The organism is Stenotrophomonas sp. 05N37 (assembly GCF_056397365.1).
In genome coordinates, this window is record NZ_JBFTNG010000002.1 from 330,391 (window position 1) to 350,279 (window position 19,889).

General features: G+C 61.0%; 14 protein-coding genes and 1 tRNA gene. 9 read left to right on the forward strand and 6 right to left on the reverse strand.

Features of this window, described 5'->3' with window-relative positions; genetic code table 11:
- Positions 1-6 precede the first annotated feature (6 nt).
- Positions 7-1,635: an alpha,alpha-trehalase TreA gene (treA, locus tag AC1DGC_RS08120; RefSeq protein ID WP_478047608.1), complete on the reverse strand. Its 1,629-nt coding sequence runs from the start codon at positions 1,633-1,635 to the stop codon at positions 7-9.
- Positions 1,636-1,771: 136 nt separating this feature from the next.
- Here treA and AC1DGC_RS08125 point away from each other — a divergent pair.
- Both AC1DGC_RS08125 and AC1DGC_RS08130 read left to right on the forward strand, forming a co-directional pair.
- Positions 1,772-1,847: transfer RNA gene (locus AC1DGC_RS08125), tRNA-Thr, on the forward strand.
- A gap of 309 nt (positions 1,848-2,156) precedes the next feature.
- Positions 2,157-3,104 (forward strand): RHS repeat-associated core domain-containing protein, encoded by a 948-nt coding sequence (locus AC1DGC_RS08130; protein WP_478047609.1) that lies wholly within the window; start codon positions 2,157-2,159, stop codon positions 3,102-3,104.
- Positions 3,105-3,212: 108 nt separating this feature from the next.
- Here AC1DGC_RS08130 and AC1DGC_RS08135 read toward each other — a convergent pair whose 3' ends face one another.
- Positions 3,213-3,662 (reverse strand): DUF695 domain-containing protein, encoded by a 450-nt coding sequence (locus AC1DGC_RS08135; RefSeq protein WP_478047610.1) that lies wholly within the window; start codon positions 3,660-3,662, stop codon positions 3,213-3,215.
- Positions 3,663-3,934: 272 nt separating this feature from the next.
- Between AC1DGC_RS08135 and AC1DGC_RS08140 the strand changes: the two genes are divergently transcribed.
- The 7 genes from AC1DGC_RS08140 to AC1DGC_RS08170 all read left to right on the forward strand — a co-directional run bounded on the left by AC1DGC_RS08140 (position 3,935) and on the right by AC1DGC_RS08170 (position 15,629).
- Positions 3,935-4,486 (forward strand): hypothetical protein, encoded by a 552-nt coding sequence (locus AC1DGC_RS08140; protein ID WP_478047611.1) that lies wholly within the window; start codon positions 3,935-3,937, stop codon positions 4,484-4,486.
- Between the two features lie 1,031 nt (positions 4,487-5,517).
- Positions 5,518-6,057 (forward strand): hypothetical protein, encoded by a 540-nt coding sequence (locus AC1DGC_RS08145; protein WP_478047612.1) that lies wholly within the window; start codon positions 5,518-5,520, stop codon positions 6,055-6,057.
- Between the two features lie 395 nt (positions 6,058-6,452).
- The gene (locus tag AC1DGC_RS08150) at positions 6,453-7,421 is read left to right on the forward strand and encodes an RHS repeat-associated core domain-containing protein (protein ID WP_478047613.1); all 969 of its coding nucleotides are present in this window, start codon (positions 6,453-6,455) and stop codon (positions 7,419-7,421) included.
- Positions 7,421-7,945: a hypothetical protein gene (locus AC1DGC_RS08155; protein ID WP_478047614.1), complete on the forward strand. Its 525-nt coding sequence runs from the start codon at positions 7,421-7,423 to the stop codon at positions 7,943-7,945. Before AC1DGC_RS08150 ends, AC1DGC_RS08155 begins: the two co-directional genes overlap by 1 nt.
- Positions 7,946-8,172: 227 nt before the next feature.
- Positions 8,173-9,177, forward strand: coding sequence for an RHS repeat-associated core domain-containing protein (locus AC1DGC_RS08160; RefSeq protein WP_478047615.1), 1,005 nt, complete (start codon positions 8,173-8,175; stop codon positions 9,175-9,177).
- Positions 9,178-9,234: 57 nt separating this feature from the next.
- Entirely contained in the window at positions 9,235-9,639 is a 405-nt protein-coding gene (locus AC1DGC_RS08165; protein WP_478047616.1) for a DUF4279 domain-containing protein, read from the forward strand.
- A gap of 581 nt (positions 9,640-10,220) precedes the next feature.
- Positions 10,221-15,629 (forward strand): RHS repeat protein, encoded by a 5,409-nt coding sequence (locus AC1DGC_RS08170; protein WP_478047617.1) that lies wholly within the window; start codon positions 10,221-10,223, stop codon positions 15,627-15,629.
- Between the two features lie 573 nt (positions 15,630-16,202).
- On the opposite strand, the gene AC1DGC_RS08175 is transcribed toward AC1DGC_RS08170, so the two are convergent.
- The 4 genes from AC1DGC_RS08175 to AC1DGC_RS08190 all read right to left on the reverse strand — a co-directional run bounded on the left by AC1DGC_RS08175 (position 16,203) and on the right by AC1DGC_RS08190 (position 19,830).
- Positions 16,203-17,012 (reverse strand): hypothetical protein, encoded by an 810-nt coding sequence (locus AC1DGC_RS08175; RefSeq protein ID WP_478047618.1) that lies wholly within the window; start codon positions 17,010-17,012, stop codon positions 16,203-16,205.
- A gap of 91 nt (positions 17,013-17,103) precedes the next feature.
- Positions 17,104-18,426: a GGDEF domain-containing protein gene (locus AC1DGC_RS08180; RefSeq protein WP_478047619.1), complete on the reverse strand. Its 1,323-nt coding sequence runs from the start codon at positions 18,424-18,426 to the stop codon at positions 17,104-17,106.
- The gene (locus AC1DGC_RS08185; RefSeq protein WP_478047620.1) at positions 18,423-19,208 is read right to left on the reverse strand and encodes an alpha/beta fold hydrolase; all 786 of its coding nucleotides are present in this window, start codon (positions 19,206-19,208) and stop codon (positions 18,423-18,425) included. The genes AC1DGC_RS08180 and AC1DGC_RS08185 overlap by 4 nt, the downstream gene beginning before the upstream one ends.
- 271 nt (positions 19,209-19,479) lie before the next feature.
- Positions 19,480-19,830, reverse strand: coding sequence for a hypothetical protein (locus AC1DGC_RS08190; protein WP_478047621.1), 351 nt, complete (start codon positions 19,828-19,830; stop codon positions 19,480-19,482).
- Positions 19,831-19,889: the final 59 nt, after the last annotated feature.

Genomic DNA, 19,889 nt, shown 5'->3' on the forward strand with positions numbered 1-19,889 from the left:
CGCATGTCAGTCTTCGTTGCCTACATCCTGCGCGGTGTTGCAGCGCTGCCGTGACGGGCACAGTCGGTCGAGCAATGCCGCGGTCACCCCGTTGCTCCAGCCGAAGCCATCCTGCAGCGGATATTCGCCGCCACCGCCGCCGCCGGCCGAACCGTCCACCACGTACTTTTCCACCAGCTTGCCTTCGTTGTCGTACACCGCCTGCACCGTACGCAGGAAACGCGTGCCGATGCGACGCGCCAAGGCGTCGTGGTCGTAGCGCTGCAGTCCGTCCACCGCCACCCACTGCAGCGGTGCCCAGCCATTCGGGGCATCCCACTGCTGCCCGGTGTTGACGGTGGTGGTGAGCAGGCCGCCCTCGCGCAGCAACTGCGCTTCCACCGCAGCCGCCGTCTGCCGCGCCTGCGGCCGCGTGGCGACCTGCAGCCAGAGCGGGAACAGTGTCGCCGCGGTGATCGCGGGTCGGGTCTGGCCGCGCTCCAGGTCGCGGTCCACGTACCAGCCCTGGGTCGCATCCCAGAGAACGGTGTTTATTGCCTGCTGGCGCGCGTCCGCCTGTCGCGCGAAGTCGCGCGCCGCCTTGCCATCGCCGGCCACCTTGCTGGCCCGGGCGAGGGTCTTTTCCAGGTGGAACAGCAGGCTGTTCAAGTCCACTGGCACGATCGCAGTGGTGTGGATGCTGCCCAGTGACGCCGGTTCCGCCAGCCAGCGCGAGCTGAAATCCCAGCCCGATTCCGCGCCCGCGCGCAGGTCGCGATACACCTGCGACGGCGCGCGCTGCGGCGCTTGTGCGGCCGTGGCCAAGTCGTCGGTCCACGACTCGGTGCGCGGCACCGCGCGGGCATCCCAGTAGCGGTTGAGCAGTTGCCCATCGGCCAGGCGCACCACGCGTTCGCTGGCCTGGCCCGGTGCGAGCCCAGCGGCGCCGCGCATCCAGAACGCGTGCTCGGTGCGCAATTGCGGCAGGTAACGGCGATAGGCTGCCTCGCCTTCGTGGGTTGCCAGCAGATCCACCATCAGGCTGAAGAACGGTGGCTGCGAGCGGCTCAGGTAGTAGCTGCGGTTGCCATTGGGAATGTGCCCGTACTGGTCCAGCTGCCAGGCGAAGTTGTCCACCATGTCGCGCACCTGCTGCCAGCGCCCGCTGGAGGCCAGGCCGAGCAGGGTGAAGTAGCTGTCCCAGTAGTAGACCTCGCGGAAGCGTCCGCCCGGCACCACGTAGGGCTTGGGTAGCGGCAACAGGGAGCCGCGCGGGTCAACGCGGTCGGTGGTCCGGGTCAGCACCGGCCACAACCCTTCGATATGCGCGCGCAGGGCCTGCCCGGCTGGCGGCACGTAAGCGGCCGCCTCACCGGGCACGACGAAATGCTCGGCCACGAACCCGGCCAGGTCGGCCGATCGCCCCTGCATCGACCGCCACTGGGCCAACACCGCAGTGGGATCCTGCCGGGGCACGGCATCGGCGAAGGTCTTCTGGTCACCGAACAGGTGCGCGCCCTGGACCTGCTGGAACAGCGGCTGCCACTGCTGGTCCGGTGGCAGCGGCGGGGCTGGGCCGGGGCCGTTGGCGGTGGCCGTGGCGGCGCACAGCAATGAGGCCAGCATCAGGCCGGCCAGGCGGGAACGGGGATGCATGCGGCGGTTCCGGGCGGGATGGCCCACTGTAGGGGCCCTTGCGTCAACGCCCGGTGCCCGCGGAGCGGGGCCGGGAGGTTGGCGCGGCGCATGCCAATTGACCACTTCGGCCCCCCGCCGTAGAATTGCCTGCTCAGCCGGAATAGCTCAGTTGGTAGAGCGGCGCATTCGTAATGCGTAGGTCGTAGGTTCGATTCCTATTTCCGGCACCAGATACAGCAGAAAGCCCCGGCCTTGGTCGGGGCTTTTTATTTGGGGCGATACGGCCGTTGGTAGCACCGGCCGCTGGCCGGCAACCTCAGCTCCGCTGATGCGCCTTGGCTGATGTCGCCACCACGACCCGATCCGGCTTCGCTGGCGCTTAGCGCCAAGAGCGCTGCTCCCGTCAGGATGGGGTGATTGGCCTCAATCGCACCGTTGGATTCCTGGCCGATCGTTCCTGTGCCATCAATACCAAGCCTTGCTTCAAGGCTCTTTCAGGGATCGGAAGGATGCGCAGGTTCGGGGGAGCTGCGAGCGGTGTGTCGACCCGCTTCAGGGGAGTTGAAGATCGAGTTCGGAAGCTGGGTGCGGTAGGCGCCTGGCTGTGCTTTGTGCTGTTGCTGGGTGTGGCTGCTGTGCCGACCGCAAGCGCACAAACGGTCACCTACATTCACACCGATGCACTGGGCTCCGTTGTGGCCGAGAGCGATGCCAACGGCAACGTGATCAAACGCTATGACTTCGAACCTTACGGGGCAGTTGTAGGTGGTCAGGTCACGGATGGGCCGGGATACACCGGGCACGTAAGCGATGCGGCCACTGGGCTGAGCTACATGCAGCAGCGGTATATGGATCCGCAGTTGGGTGTGTTCCTCTCGGTGGATCCGGTGACGGCAGATGGCGGCGATTCCAGACACTTCAATCGCTACGCATACGCCTACAACAATCCCTACCGTTTCACTGATCCGGATGGACGCTGCCCCGTTTGTCCTGTAATCGTCTTCTTCGTTGTAGCCATGACGCACTCCGAGTCGGCGAATGCACCAGCTCCTGGCGAGGCGGTTCAACGTGCACCAGTAGGTGATGCATTCGATGCTATTCCGGGTGGTGGTGCGGCGGTCCGGGGTGTCAGAACGACCGCTAACATGGTCGACAAAACGTATACGACCTACACCCGCGACCATCCGGTCAAGCCAACATACTCGGGGAAAACGAGCGGAACAGGGACACCTGAGCAGCAGGTGGCAAAGCGTACAGCTCAGCCAGATCACAAAGCCAAAACTGCAGATGGGTACGGTCCTGCCACGGTGGACAAGAACTCTTCAAATCCTGATGCAATCGCTGGACGCGAGCAGCGCCTTATTGAAAGTAATGGTGGGGCTCAGTCCCAAGGAGGGGCATCAGCCAACAAAATCAATGCAAGCTCTCCCAGTAATCCAAGACACGAGGCCCGAATGGAGGCGTGCAAGAGTGAGTTCGGTTGTTAGCCATTAGAAAAAACTGGCGCTGCTCGCGTGTCCTAGCTGACCAATGGATGCCCCGAGCATTGAAGCGAAGTGCGTGCATTGCCCCTTGGGGCCGATGAGCGGTCATGGCTAGTTAAAGCGCGAAGGCTGTAATAGGTCCAGCTCCGGTTTCGCCAACATCCAGCCGACGTCGTACTCCATCTGATATTCCCACTCACGCACAGCATCTGGCGTGGAAATCAGAAGTTGCAATGCCTCATTAGCCTTTTCGGGATCATGCACTCGATACAGGAGTACGCGTTCTCCACGCGCCGTAATTCGGGCTAGAAAAATAGCGTTGTGGTAAACCTCAAGCGCGGGCGCAATTTTTTCCTCCAGGCGGGCAAGGGCTTCAACCTCCTCCTTGGTCGGCATGCCGTTCACACCTTGTAACTTGCAATTTACTCCAATCCTCAGGTGCCACGGAAAGGCATCATGCCCATTAAAGGTCAGCAATGCGGAATTGACCACTACGATAGCCGGATCGCTACCAATGGAGGTCTCAATCAAGCTATAGCAGGGAACAGGGACATCTCTCATCCGTCTATCCATCTGGCACCAGTGTAGATTCTAGCACTTCGCTGGTCTGGAGCCTCGGGTTCGGCGATGGTCAACGGTAATGCCAGCAGCAACTTGGTCGAGCGATATCGCTACGATTCCTATGGCTCGCGGCATGCAAGCGGCAACCTAAAGCCGGAGTTGCGATCGAGAGAGCTGAGGACACTGCTTGATGCGCGGCTAGCCACGCACAGCCTCACCTATGCGCAGTTCATGCGGACCCTGATGGTGCCGACGCCATCTATTTTGCGGATGTGAATGTTGTTGTCATTCCTGTCTACTTCAAGGGGGCGGAGGCAACCAGGGAGAACATCCAGCAGATCAAGGCGAGAGTGGACTCCATATCCTCCGAGTTCTCAGGGATGAAGATAAGGCTTCAAGTGTTGTCTTCGCCCAGTGGCGCAGGGACGAACGTCATGGAGTTGGGCGTGGGGAAAAACTACAAGGACTTCCCCCTGGCGGGCGAGGGGGTTGATTCCCGGGGTGGACGCAGGGGGTACATCGATATGTCTGCCGACAATGGTATTGGTGCTGCCGCGCATGACATTATTCATTTCGCCGGAGCGCGAGACGGGTACGCGAGCACCGGGAGTCGAGAGGGCAGGACGGGTACTTATCTTCCGGGGTACTCACAGCAGCACATCATGGCAGATCGGCGAGGTACCAGTCTGCGCGCGATGGACGAGGATGCGATCAGGGGAAATGACTCGACTTCGAGGTTCCAATTGGGATCCTTTCAAGGTGTTTTCAGGGTTGACGGAAGGCTCGATTCGATGCGCCTTGAGAAGAATGTGAAGGGGAAGTGATGCTCAATTCAACCTTGAGGAAATCCTGGATTGCTATGAGTGTCATTGGAATGGCGGTGACTCTGGCTGCTTGTCGTAGCGAACGCTGCGAGGCTCTGGTCACAAATGAGTCGCCCAGCGTCGGTCTGGCGCAGCGGTACTTCGTGAGACTCATGGATACAGTCAATCTAGCGCCCGAATCCGCATTCAAATCTGGTGGGGCTTGGCAGGTCACCATTGTTGACGCACGACCAGATCCTCAGCATAAGGATGGCGATATTGATGGCTCTCTTTGGGTCGATTTCAGGGTCCGCTCTCCCTCGTCGCAGATCATAAGCGAGCGCTGTAATTCACGCTTTGATGTGTGTGTCGCTCATATCGTTGAGAAACTTCCGAAAAAGTGTCGCAGCCCGAACTAAACCGTGGTTCTCAATGGCGTGTTCTCCGGCGGTGATTCGGGTCCGGCGGCGTTCCGCAGGGCGTCCTTGATGGCGTCGTTTGCCAGCAATCGTTCGGACGGCAGCTTTTCAGTCGCGCATTGTCCGCCTCTGACTCCTGGAGCCGCTTGGCTGACGGCACGCTCCGCAGCCGAACCCTCCCGTGCTACGGGGAACCGGGGCCTCACTAAGCGTGTGCCGGCGGGATAGGTCTCTCACCCGAGCAACGTCAGCAGTTGGGAAGGGAGATCGGCCGAGCTGTCAAAGAGCTGTTGCAGAAGAGTGAGGCTGGTAGCCCAGAGGGTGGAGGAACTGGTAATGGGGGTGCCAAGTCTCCGGCCCTGCCGACTGATCTCGTGGGTGATCAAAGCAGCCCTTTGGCAGGCCCGAACAAGAGTGGTACTCGGCACACGAGCGGAAAACTGAAGCCAGAGTTCGGCGGTAGCGGCAACTATGACGATGACCTCAAAGCGCTCGCCGTTGATACAAGACCCACTGTTAGCGGAGACAGTGCTCCTCCTGGAGCACAGATCGGAGAGAATGGTGTCTTTGGTCGCCAGACGAACAGCTCGGGCGGCAAGAGTATCGACATCCCTGCAAATGATTAAAAACCACATGAAACCCTACAGTGCGATTGAGGTACTTCCTGACGGTGTCCGTTATCTGCCAATCCAACTGGAGGGCGCGGAGCCAGGTGAGCTAACTGAATTGCTCCGAGGGCGCCAGCTTCTAGCGTGCAGGGTTCCCACTACGCAGACAGCAAGCCTGGCTTGGCAGGTGATCTTGAGCTTTGACTCCAATGTGTCGCTTGAACTGACACGCTCCAGTACCGTTGTTCAAGGGTGGGATGAGTTTGGGACTGTCAATGTTGAATTGCTGACGGGTGCTGCTGCGGAATCGACCTGTGAATGGGCAAATCTGGAGGTGCCCGAAGGACTTTACGTTGAATACGCCGCGATCGTTCGATGGCAAGGTGCTGGGTTGATCGTTGACTCCGGAATCCGTCTGCATCTCTCCGATGGCCGTTTGCTCTCGGTCGTGGCGGTGGACGCGCCGGGTTCACTGCTCTTGACCATGCCGGGAGATGCAGCCCCCCATTTGTGGCAATTTCCGGCGACTGAGTACGTTTCCGTGCCGATTGAAAAGGCCGGCTGACTCTTCAGCTGCGTGCACTCTCTACGTTCCAGTCATCCTTGAATGTCCACTGTCGACTGTCGACTGTCGACCGGCACCGCGTAGGTCGTAGGTTCGATTCCTATTCCCGGCACCAGATACAACAAAAAGCCCCGGCCTTGGTCGGGGCTTTTTGTTTGTGGCGACACGGCAGTTGGTAGTGCCGGCCGCTGGCTGGCAACCGCAGCTCCGCTTGATGCTCCTTGGCTGATGTCGCCACCACGACCCGATCCGGCTTCGCTGGCGCTTAGCGCCACGGGCGCTGCTCCCGTCAGGATGGCGTGATTGGCCTCAATCGCACCGTTGGATTCCTGGCCGATCGTTCCTGTGCTATCAATACCAAGCCTTGCTTCAAGGCTCTTTCAGGGATCGGAAGGATGCGCAAGTTCGGGGGAGCTGCAGGCGGTGTGTCGACCCGCTTCAGGGGAGTTGAAGATCGAGTTCGGAAGCTGGGTGCGGTAGGCGCCTGGCTGTGCTTTGTGCTGTTGCTGGGTGTGGCTGCTGTGCCGACCGCAAGCGCACAAACGGTCACCTACATTCACACCGATGCCTTGGGCTCGGTAGTGGCCAAGAGTGATGCCAATGGCAACGTGATGGAGCGCTATGATTACGAGCCCTACGGCGCTGTCGTAGGTGGGCCAGTTGCTGATGGCCCGGGGTACACCGGGCACGTAAGCGACTCGACCACCGGGCTGAGCTACATGCAGCAGCGGTACATGGATCCACAGCTGGGTGTGTTCCTGTCGACTGATCCCATAACGGCCGATGCCAAGACTGGTGCGAAGTTCAATAGGTACGCCTACGCGCTGAACAATCCCTACAAATTTATCGATCCCGATGGTCGTGATGAAACATGGTTCTCGAATGTGGATCAAATGGGAAATCCAGGCTTCGGGAATGAACTCGGTGATGATGCTTTCAACTACAACGGCAAAGCGTTACTGGCTGTAGGAATCAGCGGCGCAACCTTGCCAGGAATACTTCGAGCTATTGCCGCGCCTTTCGGGAGAGCCGCAATCAAGGAGATGCAGGGTCCCACTGTAGCCGGTGTCAAGGTTGGCGACGGGCCAGCGGATACCAGAGCGGCGCTCGACGGCGCTGGATACAAAGGGACGCCGATAACGAATGATGCGGGCACGGAGACGGGGACGCTTCACAACGTTCCCTCTATGAAGATGGATGTTAGAGTCATGGACGGAGGTCCAAAGCATCCGCCGAGGGTGTCGGTGACGCGAGAGGGTAATCCCCGGCAACCTGTAAATCCTGAGAACGGGAAGAACTTTGGGAACATCCCCAAAGCTGAGCAGCGGACTGGTAGTCATATTTATTATCGGGAGAGGCGGTAATGACGCAAGTTGATAAGGTTCAAGTCGACTTGGAGACGGCGCGTTCTCAGCTGGTTCGGATGTTGCTCGGCTCGTACATTGATTCACTTAATGTGAGTAGCATTCAGATCTTGCTGAGATTGATCAACACTAATGCGCAGCCTGGATTGTCGCTGTACGTGGATTTAAGCTTCTCCTGTCGGGCCAGCCTGACGGATGAAGATGACATCCAAGGCTCGTTCCAAGGTCATGACTTCTTCGCGGGTAGATCGAGGTTTCTCAGTGACATCTATGCGTGCATCGGCAAGGAGGTTTCCGGTGTTGAAGTGGCCTCCGATGGCTGTTTGCGTTTGATGGTGGGGAATTCGATCATGGAGCTGAGTATCTCAGATGAGGATGTGGAGCCTGATACGTCGATCTGGCAGGTGGCAATGGAGGGTACGGTTGCCCCAAGGTCAAGCTCGAGTGACGTGGTGTCCTGTGTCTCAACTGGTAGTGAGGTTGTTTTCATTTGCAGTTCAAACTTGCGGCTACGGAATGGCTGATCCCGGGTGGTGGGTTGTAGGTTCGATTCCTATTTCCGACACCAGATAGAGCAGAAAGCCCCGGCTTTGGTCGGGGCTTTCTGTTTGGGCAACACGGCCGTTGGTAGTGCCGGCCGCTGGTCGGCAACCTCAGCCCCGCTTGATGCGCCTTGGCTGATGTCGCCACCACGACCCGATCCGGCTTCGCTGGCGCTTAGCGCCAAGAGCGCTGCTCCCGTCAGGATGGGGTGATTGGCCTCAATCGCACCGTTGGATTCCTGGCCGATCGTTCCTGTGCTATCAATACCAAGCCTTGCTTCAAGGCACTTTCAGGGATTGGAAGGATGCGCAGGTTCGGGGGAACTGCAAGCGGTGTGTCGACCCGCTTCAGGGGAGTTGAAGATCGAGTTCGCAAGTTGGGGGCATTTGGCACCTGGCTTTGCTGCGTGCTGCTCATTGGCCTTGGCGTGTCGCCAGCCGCAATGGCACAGACGACAGTCATCTACAGCCACACGGACGCGCTCGGCTCGGTTGTCGCCGAGAGCGATGCCAACGGCAACGTGATCAAACGCTATGACTACGAACCTTACGGGGCAGTCTTAGGTGGTCAGGTCGCGGATGGGCCGGGATACACCGGGCACGTAAGCGATGTGGCCACTGGGCTGGGCTACATGCAGCAGCGGTACATGGATCCGCAGTTGGGTGTGTTCCTGTCGGTGGATCCGGTGACGGCGTATCAGCAGCCGGTGGGGCAGTTCAATCGGTATCGGTATGCAAATGGGAATCCGTACAAGTTCACCGATCCTGATGGGCGCAATGCCACTCTTTTAGTGCCAATCGTGGTCATACCCATTGTTGCCGGAACCTTCTATTACGCAACCACCACGCCGCAGCAGCGCAAACAGGCTGGTGATGCGGTTGTTGATGGGGTCATTGATGCGGCCAGTAAGGTCAAGGGTTACTTTCAAACAAGCCAGTCCGGTGATTCCCGCGGAACGACCGAGCGCCCGGCGCCATCGGGTGAGTGTGGCAACTGTGGGGGCGAGACAACTGATAAAGTGGGTACCATCGCTAGCGATACGGGCCGGTCAGCTCAGGACGTCAAGGATGCGATTCATTCGGCCAAGGAGAATTTGCCAAAGTCAAGTGAGCAGCGAAACCCCGATGTTGAAGTTTGTCGAAGCTGTGGCGAAGTTTATCCGAAGGTATCGGGTGGTAATCTCGGTGATTCTATTGGAAACATACATGACTGACCGATTTCGTCAGCGTCGCTGAGGAGGGTTGGTGAGTGACTAGGAGTCTGATGAACCATGGCCTGTATTCGAACTTATGTGACGCTCAGAATATTTTCCAAATCGTTTGATGTCGGCGCAATTGGAGCGGCATTGAACCTGGCGCCTACGAGCATCCGTCTGCGCGATGCTCTCTCTTCCAGGCGGTTTGAGAGAGAGGGTTCGCTATGGAAGTACTCGTCCAAAGGCCAGTTGGACTCGATGGATCCGCAAGATCATATCGATTGGCTGCTGAGCCGCCTGTCTGGATCCGAGAATAAGTTTGATAATTTGCGGGATGCAGGGTGTGTTGCGGACGTATTCTGCTTCCTTGAAACGGGTGAGCAGGGTGGCTTCACCCTGACCAATTTACAGATGGGGACGCTTTCTAGTCTGGGATTGGACTTGACTTGGGATATATATCGGGCTGAAGCGCAAGCTTAGGGAGTCCACGTGCAGGTTGCGGGTGCTTCAGTCAATTACACTTGATATGACATCGGTCGGTGCGCGCTCTGGTTGCCATCCAGCTCGATGGAGCGATTCTCTTTCCATGCTCGGGTCGGAATCGCGGTCGCCGGTTTCGACGTATACAGGCTTGAGAGCGGTCGCCTTGAGCCGACGTAAGAAAGTTGATATTGCAACAGACGTAATGGTGAGCAGATAGGTGAGTACGTTGAGCGTAGCATCGGTATTGCGATGAAGGGCTCAGTCCCAAGGAGCGGCATCAGCCAACAAGATCAATGCAAGCTCTCCCAGCAATCCAAGAGACGAGGCCCGAATGGAGGCGTGCAAGAGTGAGTTCGGTCGTTAGCCATTAGAAAAAAATGGCGCTAATCGCTTCTGCTAGCTGACCAATGGATACCCCGAACATTGACGAAGTGCATGCATTGCCCCTTGGGGCCAATGAGCGGTGAGGGCCTGTTGATTAAGTTGCTGGATGCTGATGTCGAGTGAATATTCATATCGTTGAAGTTGCACGCCGCTTGCGCAATGCAAGCGGCTTGCCCTCACGCTCAGGAGACAACATGAAGGGATTTCGCATTGCCGCACAAGCGGTAGTGATGGTTGCGTGTGTGGCGTTTGGTGCGGCCGGGCAGGACCTGGTGCCTCCCATGGAGTACAGCAAGTTCCTCAAGTCGTCCGAGATGGTAGGTCCCCTTCAGGACGGCCTGTTCGGTGACCAGGTCAGCATGTACAACGGCCAGACCGAGTTCGTGGTCACCGATGCCAGCCTCCAGGGCAACAGCACCCTGCCTGTGTCACTCAGTCGCCGCTTCAGCGTGGTGCCCCAGACCAGCCCCACTGCTTACAGAGGCTTCGGTATATGGGATGTTGAGGTGCCGCATCTATCTGGCACGTTCGCTACCGGCAACCGAAAGTGGGATATCGGCTTCTACGGTGTCACCAATCGGTGCTCGCAGTTCTTCATGGCGGATGTTCCACCAACCGTGTATGCGGACGACGTGCACAAAGGTGTACAGATGCACATCCCTGGTCGCGGAGATCAGGAGCTTATCGGCATGCAGCAAAGTGGCAATCCCATGCCTGCGGATGGAAGGAATTACATCTGGGGGGCCCGCGACGGTGCCCGGTTCCAATGTACCCCGGCCACGGCCAACGGCTATCCGGGAGAGGGATTCATAGCGCTGCTGCCAGACGGTACTCGATACACCTTCGACGTGGCCCTTGAAAAGATCGATGTCTCCATGCGCTTGTCGCAGAACATGGCGGTGGGGCGAGTCAAGATCTTTCTGCTGGCCAGCCGGGTCGAGGACCGCTTCGGAAATTGGGTGAATTACCAGTACAGCGCGGGAAAAGTGACGTCGATCACCAGCAATGACGGGCGCTCAATCACCTTTGCCTACGCTGGAGACAATGTTGTTTCAGCCAGCGTCAACGGACGTGTATGGACCTACGGTTACAGTGGGGCAGACAGCCTTCAGCTCACCTCCGTGACGGCGCCAGACGGTTCCCGCTACACCTATCGCTACTTGGTGGACGGCGCCGACAGCACGTACATGAAGCCGCGCTACGTCGCTTGGGACGGAAGTGGCGGCGGGTGCCCTGATCAGGACTTCAACCCCACCGGCTTTGTCCTGATGGCGACGCATCCTTCTGGAGCCTCTGGCACGTTTGATTTCACCTATAGGCGTCATCGCAAATCCGGCGTTCCCAACAATGCTTGCGTACTGACCCCGAACACGGGCTGGCAACTGCGTACTCCAGACTACTTCGACCTGTACACGCTTCGCAGCAAGACCATCACCGGGCCGGGACTTCAGCCGCTTACGTGGAGGTACGCTTACTCGTCGGGCGGATCCGGACGCACCAATCAGCCGATCCCCTGCACGACTTGCTCCAGTAGTAAATGGACCTCGGTGACCAATCCTGATGGGTCGCAATCACTGGAGCAGTACGGAACGCTGTACAAGGTCAATGATGGTCGATTGCTTGGAAAGAGAACGGTGTCGGCGCAGGGGCAGGAGCTTCGTTCGGAAGTAATGACGTATGTGAGTGATGCGGAAGCCGGGTCGTTGCCCTTTCCTGACAGATATGGAGTGTATCTCTACAGCGCGGAACCGTCGTCGGCGCGAATTCGCCCCGTAAAGTCCGTCGTTGTCACGCAGGATGGCATTGAATTCACCAATACCATCGACAGTTTCGATAGCTTTGCCCGGCCGTTGACGACGCATCGCTTCAGTCCATGGCATACACGCACCGATACGACCGAATATTTCGATGATCTGGGCCAGTGGATTACGGGCCAAGCGGGAAAAATCACCAACAACGATACCGGTCTGGTCGTGTCCCAGGCCAGCTACAACGCGAAAGCGCAGCCCGAACGCATTTGGTCGATGGGAATGCTGCGTCAGACGATTGCCTACCATGCAGACGGTCAGCCGTCGTCCATCAGCGACGGCAATGGGAACGCGACCACGCTGTCGTCCTGGAAGCTCGGTACACCCAGAGCTATCGGATTCGGCGATGGTACCGGCCTTCAGGCAGCGGTCGATGACAACGGGTGGCTCACGGCGGTCACTGACGAAAACGGCTTTACCACGGCGTACTCGTACGATGTGATGGGGCGCATGGCCAGCCTGACGCCTCCGGAAGGGGATACCGTTGGGTGGAACCCCACCACGCGGAGTTTCCAACAGGTTCAAGGCGACGAGTATGGATTGGGCGTTGGGCATTGGCGCCAAACCGTCAGCACCGGCAACGCGCGGAAAGAAACCTACTTTGATGCGCTTTGGCGCCCGGTCGTGGTGCGTGAGTATGACGCGGCAGATGTTGCGGGCACCCAAAGGTTCCAACGTGTTGCCTATGACGAGGCGGGGAGGACGGTGTTCTCGGCCTACCCGGGCACGACCGATGCGCTGACCGCTGGCACATGGACCGACTACGACGCGCTGGGGCGCGTAACCTCGGTGGGACAGGACAGCGAGCACGGTCTGTTGCTCACCACGACCCAGTACCCCGGTTTCGGCCAGACACGGGTCACCAGTCCGCGTGGCCAGATAACGGTGTCCGGCTATCAGGTCTTTGACCAGCCTGACTACACCAAGCCGGTGTGGATTGAACACCCCGAGGGGGCCAGGACTACACTGGTGTTGGACGTCTTCGGGAAGCCAGTCTCCATCAAGCGCGGAAACATGGATGGTTCGACCTTTGTCACCCGCTCCTATGTCTATGACACCCATCAGCGCCTGTGCAAGTCCATTGAGCCGGAAACCGGCGCCACCGTCAGTGCTTACGACAACGAAGGCAACGTGAGCTGGAGCGCCGCTGGGCTGAACTTGCCAACGGCGGCATGTGACTTTGATGCGGCGGCAGCATCCGGGCGAAGGGTGGATCGTACCTACGATGCCCGTAATCGACTGAAGACACTGGAATTCCCGGACGGTAATGGCAACCAGGTCTGGCAGTACACGCCCGATGGGAAGCCGTCCAGCGTCACCACGGCCAATCAATTCGGTGCGTCGCATACAGTCAACACCTACACGTACAACAAGCGTCGTCTGCTGATATCGGAAACCACCGGGCAGGTCGGTGGCTACACTTGGGCGCTTGGCTATGGCTATGACGCCAACGGCGCATTGGCGAGCGTCCGCTATCCCAGCGGTGACGATCTGACCTTCGCTCCCAATGCGTTGGGCCAGCCGACCCGCGCAGGGACCTTTGCCATGGGGGTAACGTACTACCCGAATGGAGGCATGAAGAGCTTTGTTTATGGAAATGGCATTCCCCACACAATGACGCAGAATGCGCGCCAATTGCCGGCGCGCGTCACTGATGCGCAGGTGGTTGACAACGCCTACAGCTATGATGCGGCAGGAAACGTGTCCAGCATCGACGATGCGTTGGATGCAAATCGCAACAGGTCCATGCAGTACGACGGGCTGGATCGCCTGATCGAGGCGGTTTCGCCGGCGTTCGGTGGCGATGGCGTGATGCGTTACACCTACGATGTTCTCGACAACATCCGCAGTGCCAAACTCGTTGGGCTGAAGGATCACACATATTGGTACGACGCCAGAAACAGGCTCACCAACGTGCAGGACGGTGCGGGCGCCACTACCATTGGGCTCGGGTATGACGCGCAGGGAAATCTCTCCAATCGAAATGGCCAGGTGTTCGCGTTCGACTATGGCAACCGCTTGCGCAACGTACCTGGCAAGGAAAGCTATCGGTATGACGCTCAAGGGCGGCGAGTAGCATCCGAGGCCGAGGCCGGCACGATCCGATCAATGTATGGCCAGGATGGTGTGCTTCGAGTCATGGATGACGCGCGTCAGGGCAAGAATGTGGAGTACATGCACCTTAATGGCAGTCTTGTTGCCCAAGTGACGCGCACTGTAGCTCCGGCGGTGCCGGTCGTCAGCGTGGTTGCCTTCAGTAATACAGGTGCCTACACAGTGAGCTGGAGTACCGTTCCAGGTGTCACCCGCTATGTGCTGCAGGAACAACTGGGTGCTGAATCCTGGAGCACTGTGTATGACGGCGTTTTGACGACATGGGGCGCAAGCGCAAAGGCGGAAGGCCGTTACGCCTACAGGGTCGCTGCTTGCCAGAACGCAACGTGCGGTGGCTGGAGTGCCGCCGCCGAGGTTGCAGTGGCTATGCCGCCCTCACAGGCGCCGACGATATCGGCGCCAGCGTCTGCTTACAACGGCACGATCATCCTGAGTTGGACGGCGGCTGCCGGTGCCAATCGCTATGTCCTGGAAGAGCGGGCTCCGTCGGGTACATGGCAGAGCATTGCAGACCTTGCACAGCTTGGTTCGACGCTGGCCGGCCGGGTCGATGGGGTGTACGTCTACCGGGTCACCGGATGGAACGCGGCAGGTTCGGGGCCCACTTCTGCCGAGGTGTCGGTGCGGATGTTCGTGAAGCCAGCACAGTCCCCGCTGCTTTCAGCGGCATCACCCAGCTTGGGCGGCGCCATAGCCCTCAATTGGGCCGAAGTTGGATCCGCGCAATGGTATCGGGTTGAGGAGTCGACGGACGGGCAAAGCTGGACGGTGCTGAACGATCAGCTGGTGAGCACCTCGATGGCGCTTCAGCGAAACTCCAACGGAACTGTGTATTTCCGGGCGAGTGCATGCAATGCCTCTGGCTGTGGCGCCTATTCCACGCCGGTGGCGGTACAGGTGGTGATTGCGCCCGTATCTGCACCGGGGGTCGGTGTGCCGGGGACCAGTATCGATGGTTCGTATACCGTCAATTGGTCCGGCGTTTCGTATTCCACCTACTACGCCCTGCAGGAGCGTGCCAGTGGCGGTGGCTGGAACGCCCTCGGAACAACGTCCGACGTGGCCAGCGCCATCTCTGGAAGGGGGGATGGGAGTTACAGCTACAGGGTGCAGGCATGCAATGCTGCAGGCTGCGGTCCGTTCTCGAACGAAGCGACTGTAGTCGTGTTGTATCCAGTGGGTGGAACACCATCGGCTTCGGTGCCCAGCTCCGTGAATGGACTCAGCTACACACTCACGTGGACAGTGGTGCCACGGGCAACCTCCTACCGGATTGAAGAGACGTTCCCGAGTGGTGGAAGCGGGTTCTACAACGGCGCAACCTCCACTTCCCTCGCACTGACCAAGGAAGTCGGTCCGGCAACATGGGCCTACCGTGTGCAGGCGTGCAACAGCTCTGGTTGCGGGCCGTGGTCGGCTCAGGTATCCGTTTACCTCAACGTGACTCCGCCTCCCGGTGTGCCCGCAGGCTTGACCAAGACGCAGCGAAACGCGACCAGTTGCCGTATCAGTTGGAGCAGCGTCTCCGGTGCGGCCTACTACAAGCTCGCGGAGAACAGTGCGCCTGGCTATACCGTCAGTACCACGAGCTACACCATCGACGGGATATGCCCGCGCTCGGTCAAGGTAGCCGCTTGCAATGCACAGGGCTCTTGCTCCGCATGGTCTGACCCGCGCTAGGACTGAGGATCCGCTCAGCGCAGAGGTCGTGACGATCGCGCTGCCCTGCAGTCAGGGCAGTGCGATCGCACGAGCGTGGGAACGTCAGTACCCGCCGGTCGTCGTTGGAGCAGAGGTTGATGCTCAGCGTAATGGCGCCTTCAGTGGATCGATTGACCCACAGGGGGGCTTGCGTCAACCCTGTACTTCTGCGCCCCGCGTCATTGCAGATTCGATCTCCGGCACGACCGCAAGTGGCAGCAACTACCTGAGGCCTTGCACCTTGGGGAACCAGTCCGCAGGCCAGAGATGAGGATGCTATTGGATCGAGTGATTTAACCACTCAAGTGCAATGGAGTTCGTTGCAGGGTGTTCTCGGGGTTGACGGACCGATGGACTCAATGTGCCTTGAGAAGAGTACAAGCGGGATGTAATGGTTTATTAATCGCAAAGCGCGCTTCGGCGACAGCATGTGCCATTGGTTTGTCGCTGCTATTGGCCGCGTGGTGGAATGAACGCTGCGAGGCATGGCCTTCGCCTGGCGGCAAGTCGCGTGCGCGCCAGAGCGATCAGCCCGGCCTGGGCATCGGCGAATCAGCCGGGCCGCCCTTCCGCCGCCCCGAGCAATTCGCAGGCCGCCGCACACTCGCTGCCCTTCAGTGCCTGCAGCAGCACATCACGCGCTTCGTGGTCGATATGCCCGTCGCGGTCTGGCGGGCCGAGGATCTGCTGCACCGCCTCGAGGGTGGCGGCCTTGGTGGCCGGGGGCATCGCGGCGGTGGCCTCCACCAGAACGGGCAGGCCATCGAGCGCGGTGCGCGCGCGCGAGTTCGGGTTGAGGTCGGTCAGGCTGGCGCCCAGGACGATGCCGGCGATGTTGCGTGGGAGGGTGTCGACCTCCTTCTTCATCGCCGTGAGCTCTTCTGCAGTCGGCTGCTTGCCCGGCCGTGCCAGTATCGCGCGGCTCTGAATGTCGAGCTGCCGTGCCGAGCAGGCTGTGGCCATGATCATGGTGCCATCGACCGCCACCGACATGCGGGCCAGCATCCCTTCGGTATCGCCGGTGGCCCGCGCCATGCGGACCAGATGCGCGCCTGCGTGTGCGCTGTTGGCGCACAGGGTGCGTAGATCCGGGAGTGCCGTCAGCCCGGCCGATGCGTCGGGAAGCAATGCGGGATCAGCCGCCGCCATCACCACGATCATGGCCCGGACCAACGCGTCGCGGTCGGGTTGGTTGGTCGGTGAGGCGGCGTCGGCGGCCGCGCGCAGTGCGTCCACCCGGCGCTGCTGAAGCTGCAGCGGCGTCTCATTGGCGGGTGGATCGGCGGCCATGGCCGGAGCGGCTGAGCCAAGCAGGACGACGGCCATGCACAAGCGGCGTCGAAACGAGCGGACAACATCCATGTTGCGTCCTTCGAGGCGGGGCCGGAGGGCCCGGATGGCCTGAGTGTAGCGGGGCGTCCGGGGCAGGCAAGAGGGGCGGGTCGGTCGGCGGCTAGGCCGTGACCGGCTCCGCCATCCGCACCCGGTTGCGCCCCTCGGTCTTGGCCAGGTAAAGCGCCTCATCCGCGCGTGCGACCAGTTCCTCCAGCAGCGGCTGGTCGCCGCCCGGCAGCGCCTCGCCAATCGCGCCGCCCACACTGATCGACACGGGAATGCGTACCCCGGCAACGGTGATCGGCTCGGCGGCAATGGCATGCCTCAGCCGCTCGGCCGCGACGGGCACCTCGTCGATGACCGGCGCCGACAGCAACGCAATGAACTCTTCGCCGCCGAAGCGGGCGAACAGGTCGCGATCGCGCAGCGCCTCGCGGCAGCGGCGGGCGACGGCCTTGAGGACTTCGTCGCCGACCGGGTGGCCGTGGGTATCGTTGATCTTCTTGAAATGATCCACGTCCACCATGAGCACGGCCACGGCGTGGCCCTGGGCTTCGCGGGCGGCGATGATCTGTGCCGAGCATTCCTCGAAATGACGGCGGTTGGGGACGCCGGTCAGCGGATCGGAGGAGGCCAGGCGGCGCAGTTCGGCGGCCATCAGCAGGTCGGCGGTGACGTCGGTGAACAGCCAGATGCGCCCGTGCTCGCCGTTGCCGCGCACCGGGTGGGTGTCCACTTCGAAGGTGCGTTCGCCCAACGTCCAATTCAGCTTCGAGGCGAAATTGACGTCGCCCATCTGCCTTGCATAGGCCTGGTCCAGTTCGGCGTGGTTGTCGCAGCGCTGCCGCAGGGCGCGCATGGGCGCGGCGAGTTCGGCGGCGCGGTGGCGCCCCGGAGCGCACGCCATCAGCTCGGCGGCGCGCTCGTTGATTGCCGCCCCCACGCCATCGCCGTCGATCAGCACGATGCCGGCCGGCACGCTCTCGAACAGATCCTCGAACTGGTTGCGTACGATCACCTCGCGTGCGGCCTCCCGTCGTGCCGACAGCAGCCGCGCCACGCTGGCCGCCAGCATGGGTACCTGCTGCGTCATCGGCGCAGGCGCCGACGCATGCCGCCATAGCAGCAACAGCCCGCTGAGCGGTGCGCCATGGGACGGGGAGGGGATGTACAGCACCGAGCCCGGGGTGCCACCGAGTGCGTGGAGGATCGCGGACGGCAGCCGGAACGCGGCGGCCTCTACCGGTTCGCCACGCCAGTCATGCTCGAAGATGCCGCTACGGGCCAGATTGAAGCCGGAGAACGACAGCGTGGGCGAGGACACTGCCCACGTGGCACGGCCGTCGGCCTCGATGTCGATGGCCATGACCCTGTCCGCCCCCGAGGCAAGCTGGGCGAAGTGGCACAGCGCGGCGAGCGCGTCGCTGTCGGAGCGGGTCAATGCGCCGCTCCGCCAAGACGCTGCTCGAGGATGTCGATGACCGCATCGGCGGCGGTCATGTGCGGCAGGTGACCGGCGGCATCGATCACGTCGAGGGTCGCGCCGTCGATCGCCTTGGCCAGCCACTGCCCGACCTGCACCGGAACGGCTACGTCCACGGCGGTCTGGATCACATGGACGGGCTTGGCCACCTGCGCGGCCGAGCCGCGAAGATCGGAGGTGAAGATGGTGCGCGAGGTGTTGAGCGCGATGTCCGGGCGCATCTGGAACAGGGTATTGGAGAAATCGGCGATCACCGCGCTGTCATCTACGCCCACCACCATCGGCGCGAACCCGGCCACCCAGGCCTGGTAGTTGGCGCTCATGCTCTGGAACAGGCCCTCCAGGTCCTGCGGCTTGAACCCGCCGGTGTAGTCGACATCATCGAGGTAACGCGGCGACGCGCCGATGAGGACAAGGCGCTCGAACAGGTCGGGCCTGGCGATGGCAGCCAGCGCGCCGATCATGCCGCTCATCGAGTGGCCGATGTACGTGCACTGCGACACGCCGCACTCGTCCAGCAGGTCGATCAGGTCGTCGGCATAGCCGAACAACGCGCCATGCCGTTCGAAATCGTAGCGTTCCGCGCCCTGGGGGCCGCAGCCGGCCAGGTCGAAGGAGATCACGTCGAAACGCGCCTCGAACCAGGGCCGCAGCGCGGTCCATGCGGTCTGGTCGGTACCGAAGCCGTGGGAAAGAACGGCGACCTGCTTGCCTTGGCCGCTGCGACGACCGTTGAACATTTCAAAACTGCCCACGTACGTCTACCCATGGCGCTGAAGGGCCGAATACTAGGGCACGGTGGTGGGCGGGGTCTATCGCGATGCGGGCTGGGGTTCATGTGCGGCGGCACCGCCGAAACGGCGAGTGCGGGCATCCGGCCTTGGGCGGGGCAAGCCGGAATGATGGGCGTACGCGCCAAGGCGGGGCTTGGTCGCGACGCGATCGAGGGGTGGACTCGCACGCGTCGTCCCGGTCATGGCGACAACATGAGCGACGCAACCCGGAGAATCCTCAGGATCCTGTCGTTTCAATGCGCAGGCGGATGCGCATTGCCTGCGCAGGCATCCAGCCGCCAAACAGAAGCTGCCGCAGATAGCCGCCGGCGGCCCCGGCAACCATGCCGGCCAGTACGCGCCGCGCCGGCCCGGTCCAGCGGCGCGCAAGGTCGACCAGCCACGGCAGCAGCGCCAGTGCCTGGGCGCCGATGAGCAGGGCAAGGACATCCAGGCCCACCGCATCAACAATCGTGAGCACCGGCAGCCACAGCGGATTGGAGGCGGCCATCAGGACGATCACGGTGGTCGCGATGATGACGATGCGGCGCCCGGTGGGCGTGCTGGTCCAGCGCAGCAAACGGGACATCGGGGACACGGCAGGGTCTCGGTGGGGTGGTGTGGCGGTGGCGAGCCGGCCAGGGTTGC

Excerpts from the sequence above, each read along its gene's own strand:
- AC1DGC_RS08165 (WP_478047616.1), top strand. The coding sequence starts at position 9,235 with ATGGCCTGTATTCGAACTTATGTGACGCTCAGAATATTTTCCAAATCG.
- treA (WP_478047608.1), bottom strand. The coding sequence starts at position 1,635 with ATGCATCCCCGTTCCCGCCTGGCCGGCCTGATGCTGGCCTCATTGCTG.
- AC1DGC_RS08185 (WP_478047620.1), bottom strand. The coding sequence starts at position 19,208 with ATGTTCAACGGTCGTCGCAGCGGCCAAGGCAAGCAGGTCGCCGTTCTT.
- AC1DGC_RS08170 (WP_478047617.1), top strand. The coding sequence starts at position 10,221 with ATGAAGGGATTTCGCATTGCCGCACAAGCGGTAGTGATGGTTGCGTGT.
- AC1DGC_RS08135 (WP_478047610.1), bottom strand. The coding sequence starts at position 3,662 with ATGAGAGATGTCCCTGTTCCCTGCTATAGCTTGATTGAGACCTCCATT.
- AC1DGC_RS08155 (WP_478047614.1), top strand. The coding sequence starts at position 7,421 with ATGACGCAAGTTGATAAGGTTCAAGTCGACTTGGAGACGGCGCGTTCT.
- AC1DGC_RS08190 (WP_478047621.1), bottom strand. The coding sequence starts at position 19,830 with ATGTCCCGTTTGCTGCGCTGGACCAGCACGCCCACCGGGCGCCGCATC.
- AC1DGC_RS08150 (WP_478047613.1), top strand. The coding sequence starts at position 6,453 with ATGCGCAAGTTCGGGGGAGCTGCAGGCGGTGTGTCGACCCGCTTCAGG.
- AC1DGC_RS08175 (WP_478047618.1), bottom strand. The coding sequence starts at position 17,012 with ATGGATGTTGTCCGCTCGTTTCGACGCCGCTTGTGCATGGCCGTCGTC.
- AC1DGC_RS08145 (WP_478047612.1), top strand. The coding sequence starts at position 5,518 with ATGAAACCCTACAGTGCGATTGAGGTACTTCCTGACGGTGTCCGTTAT.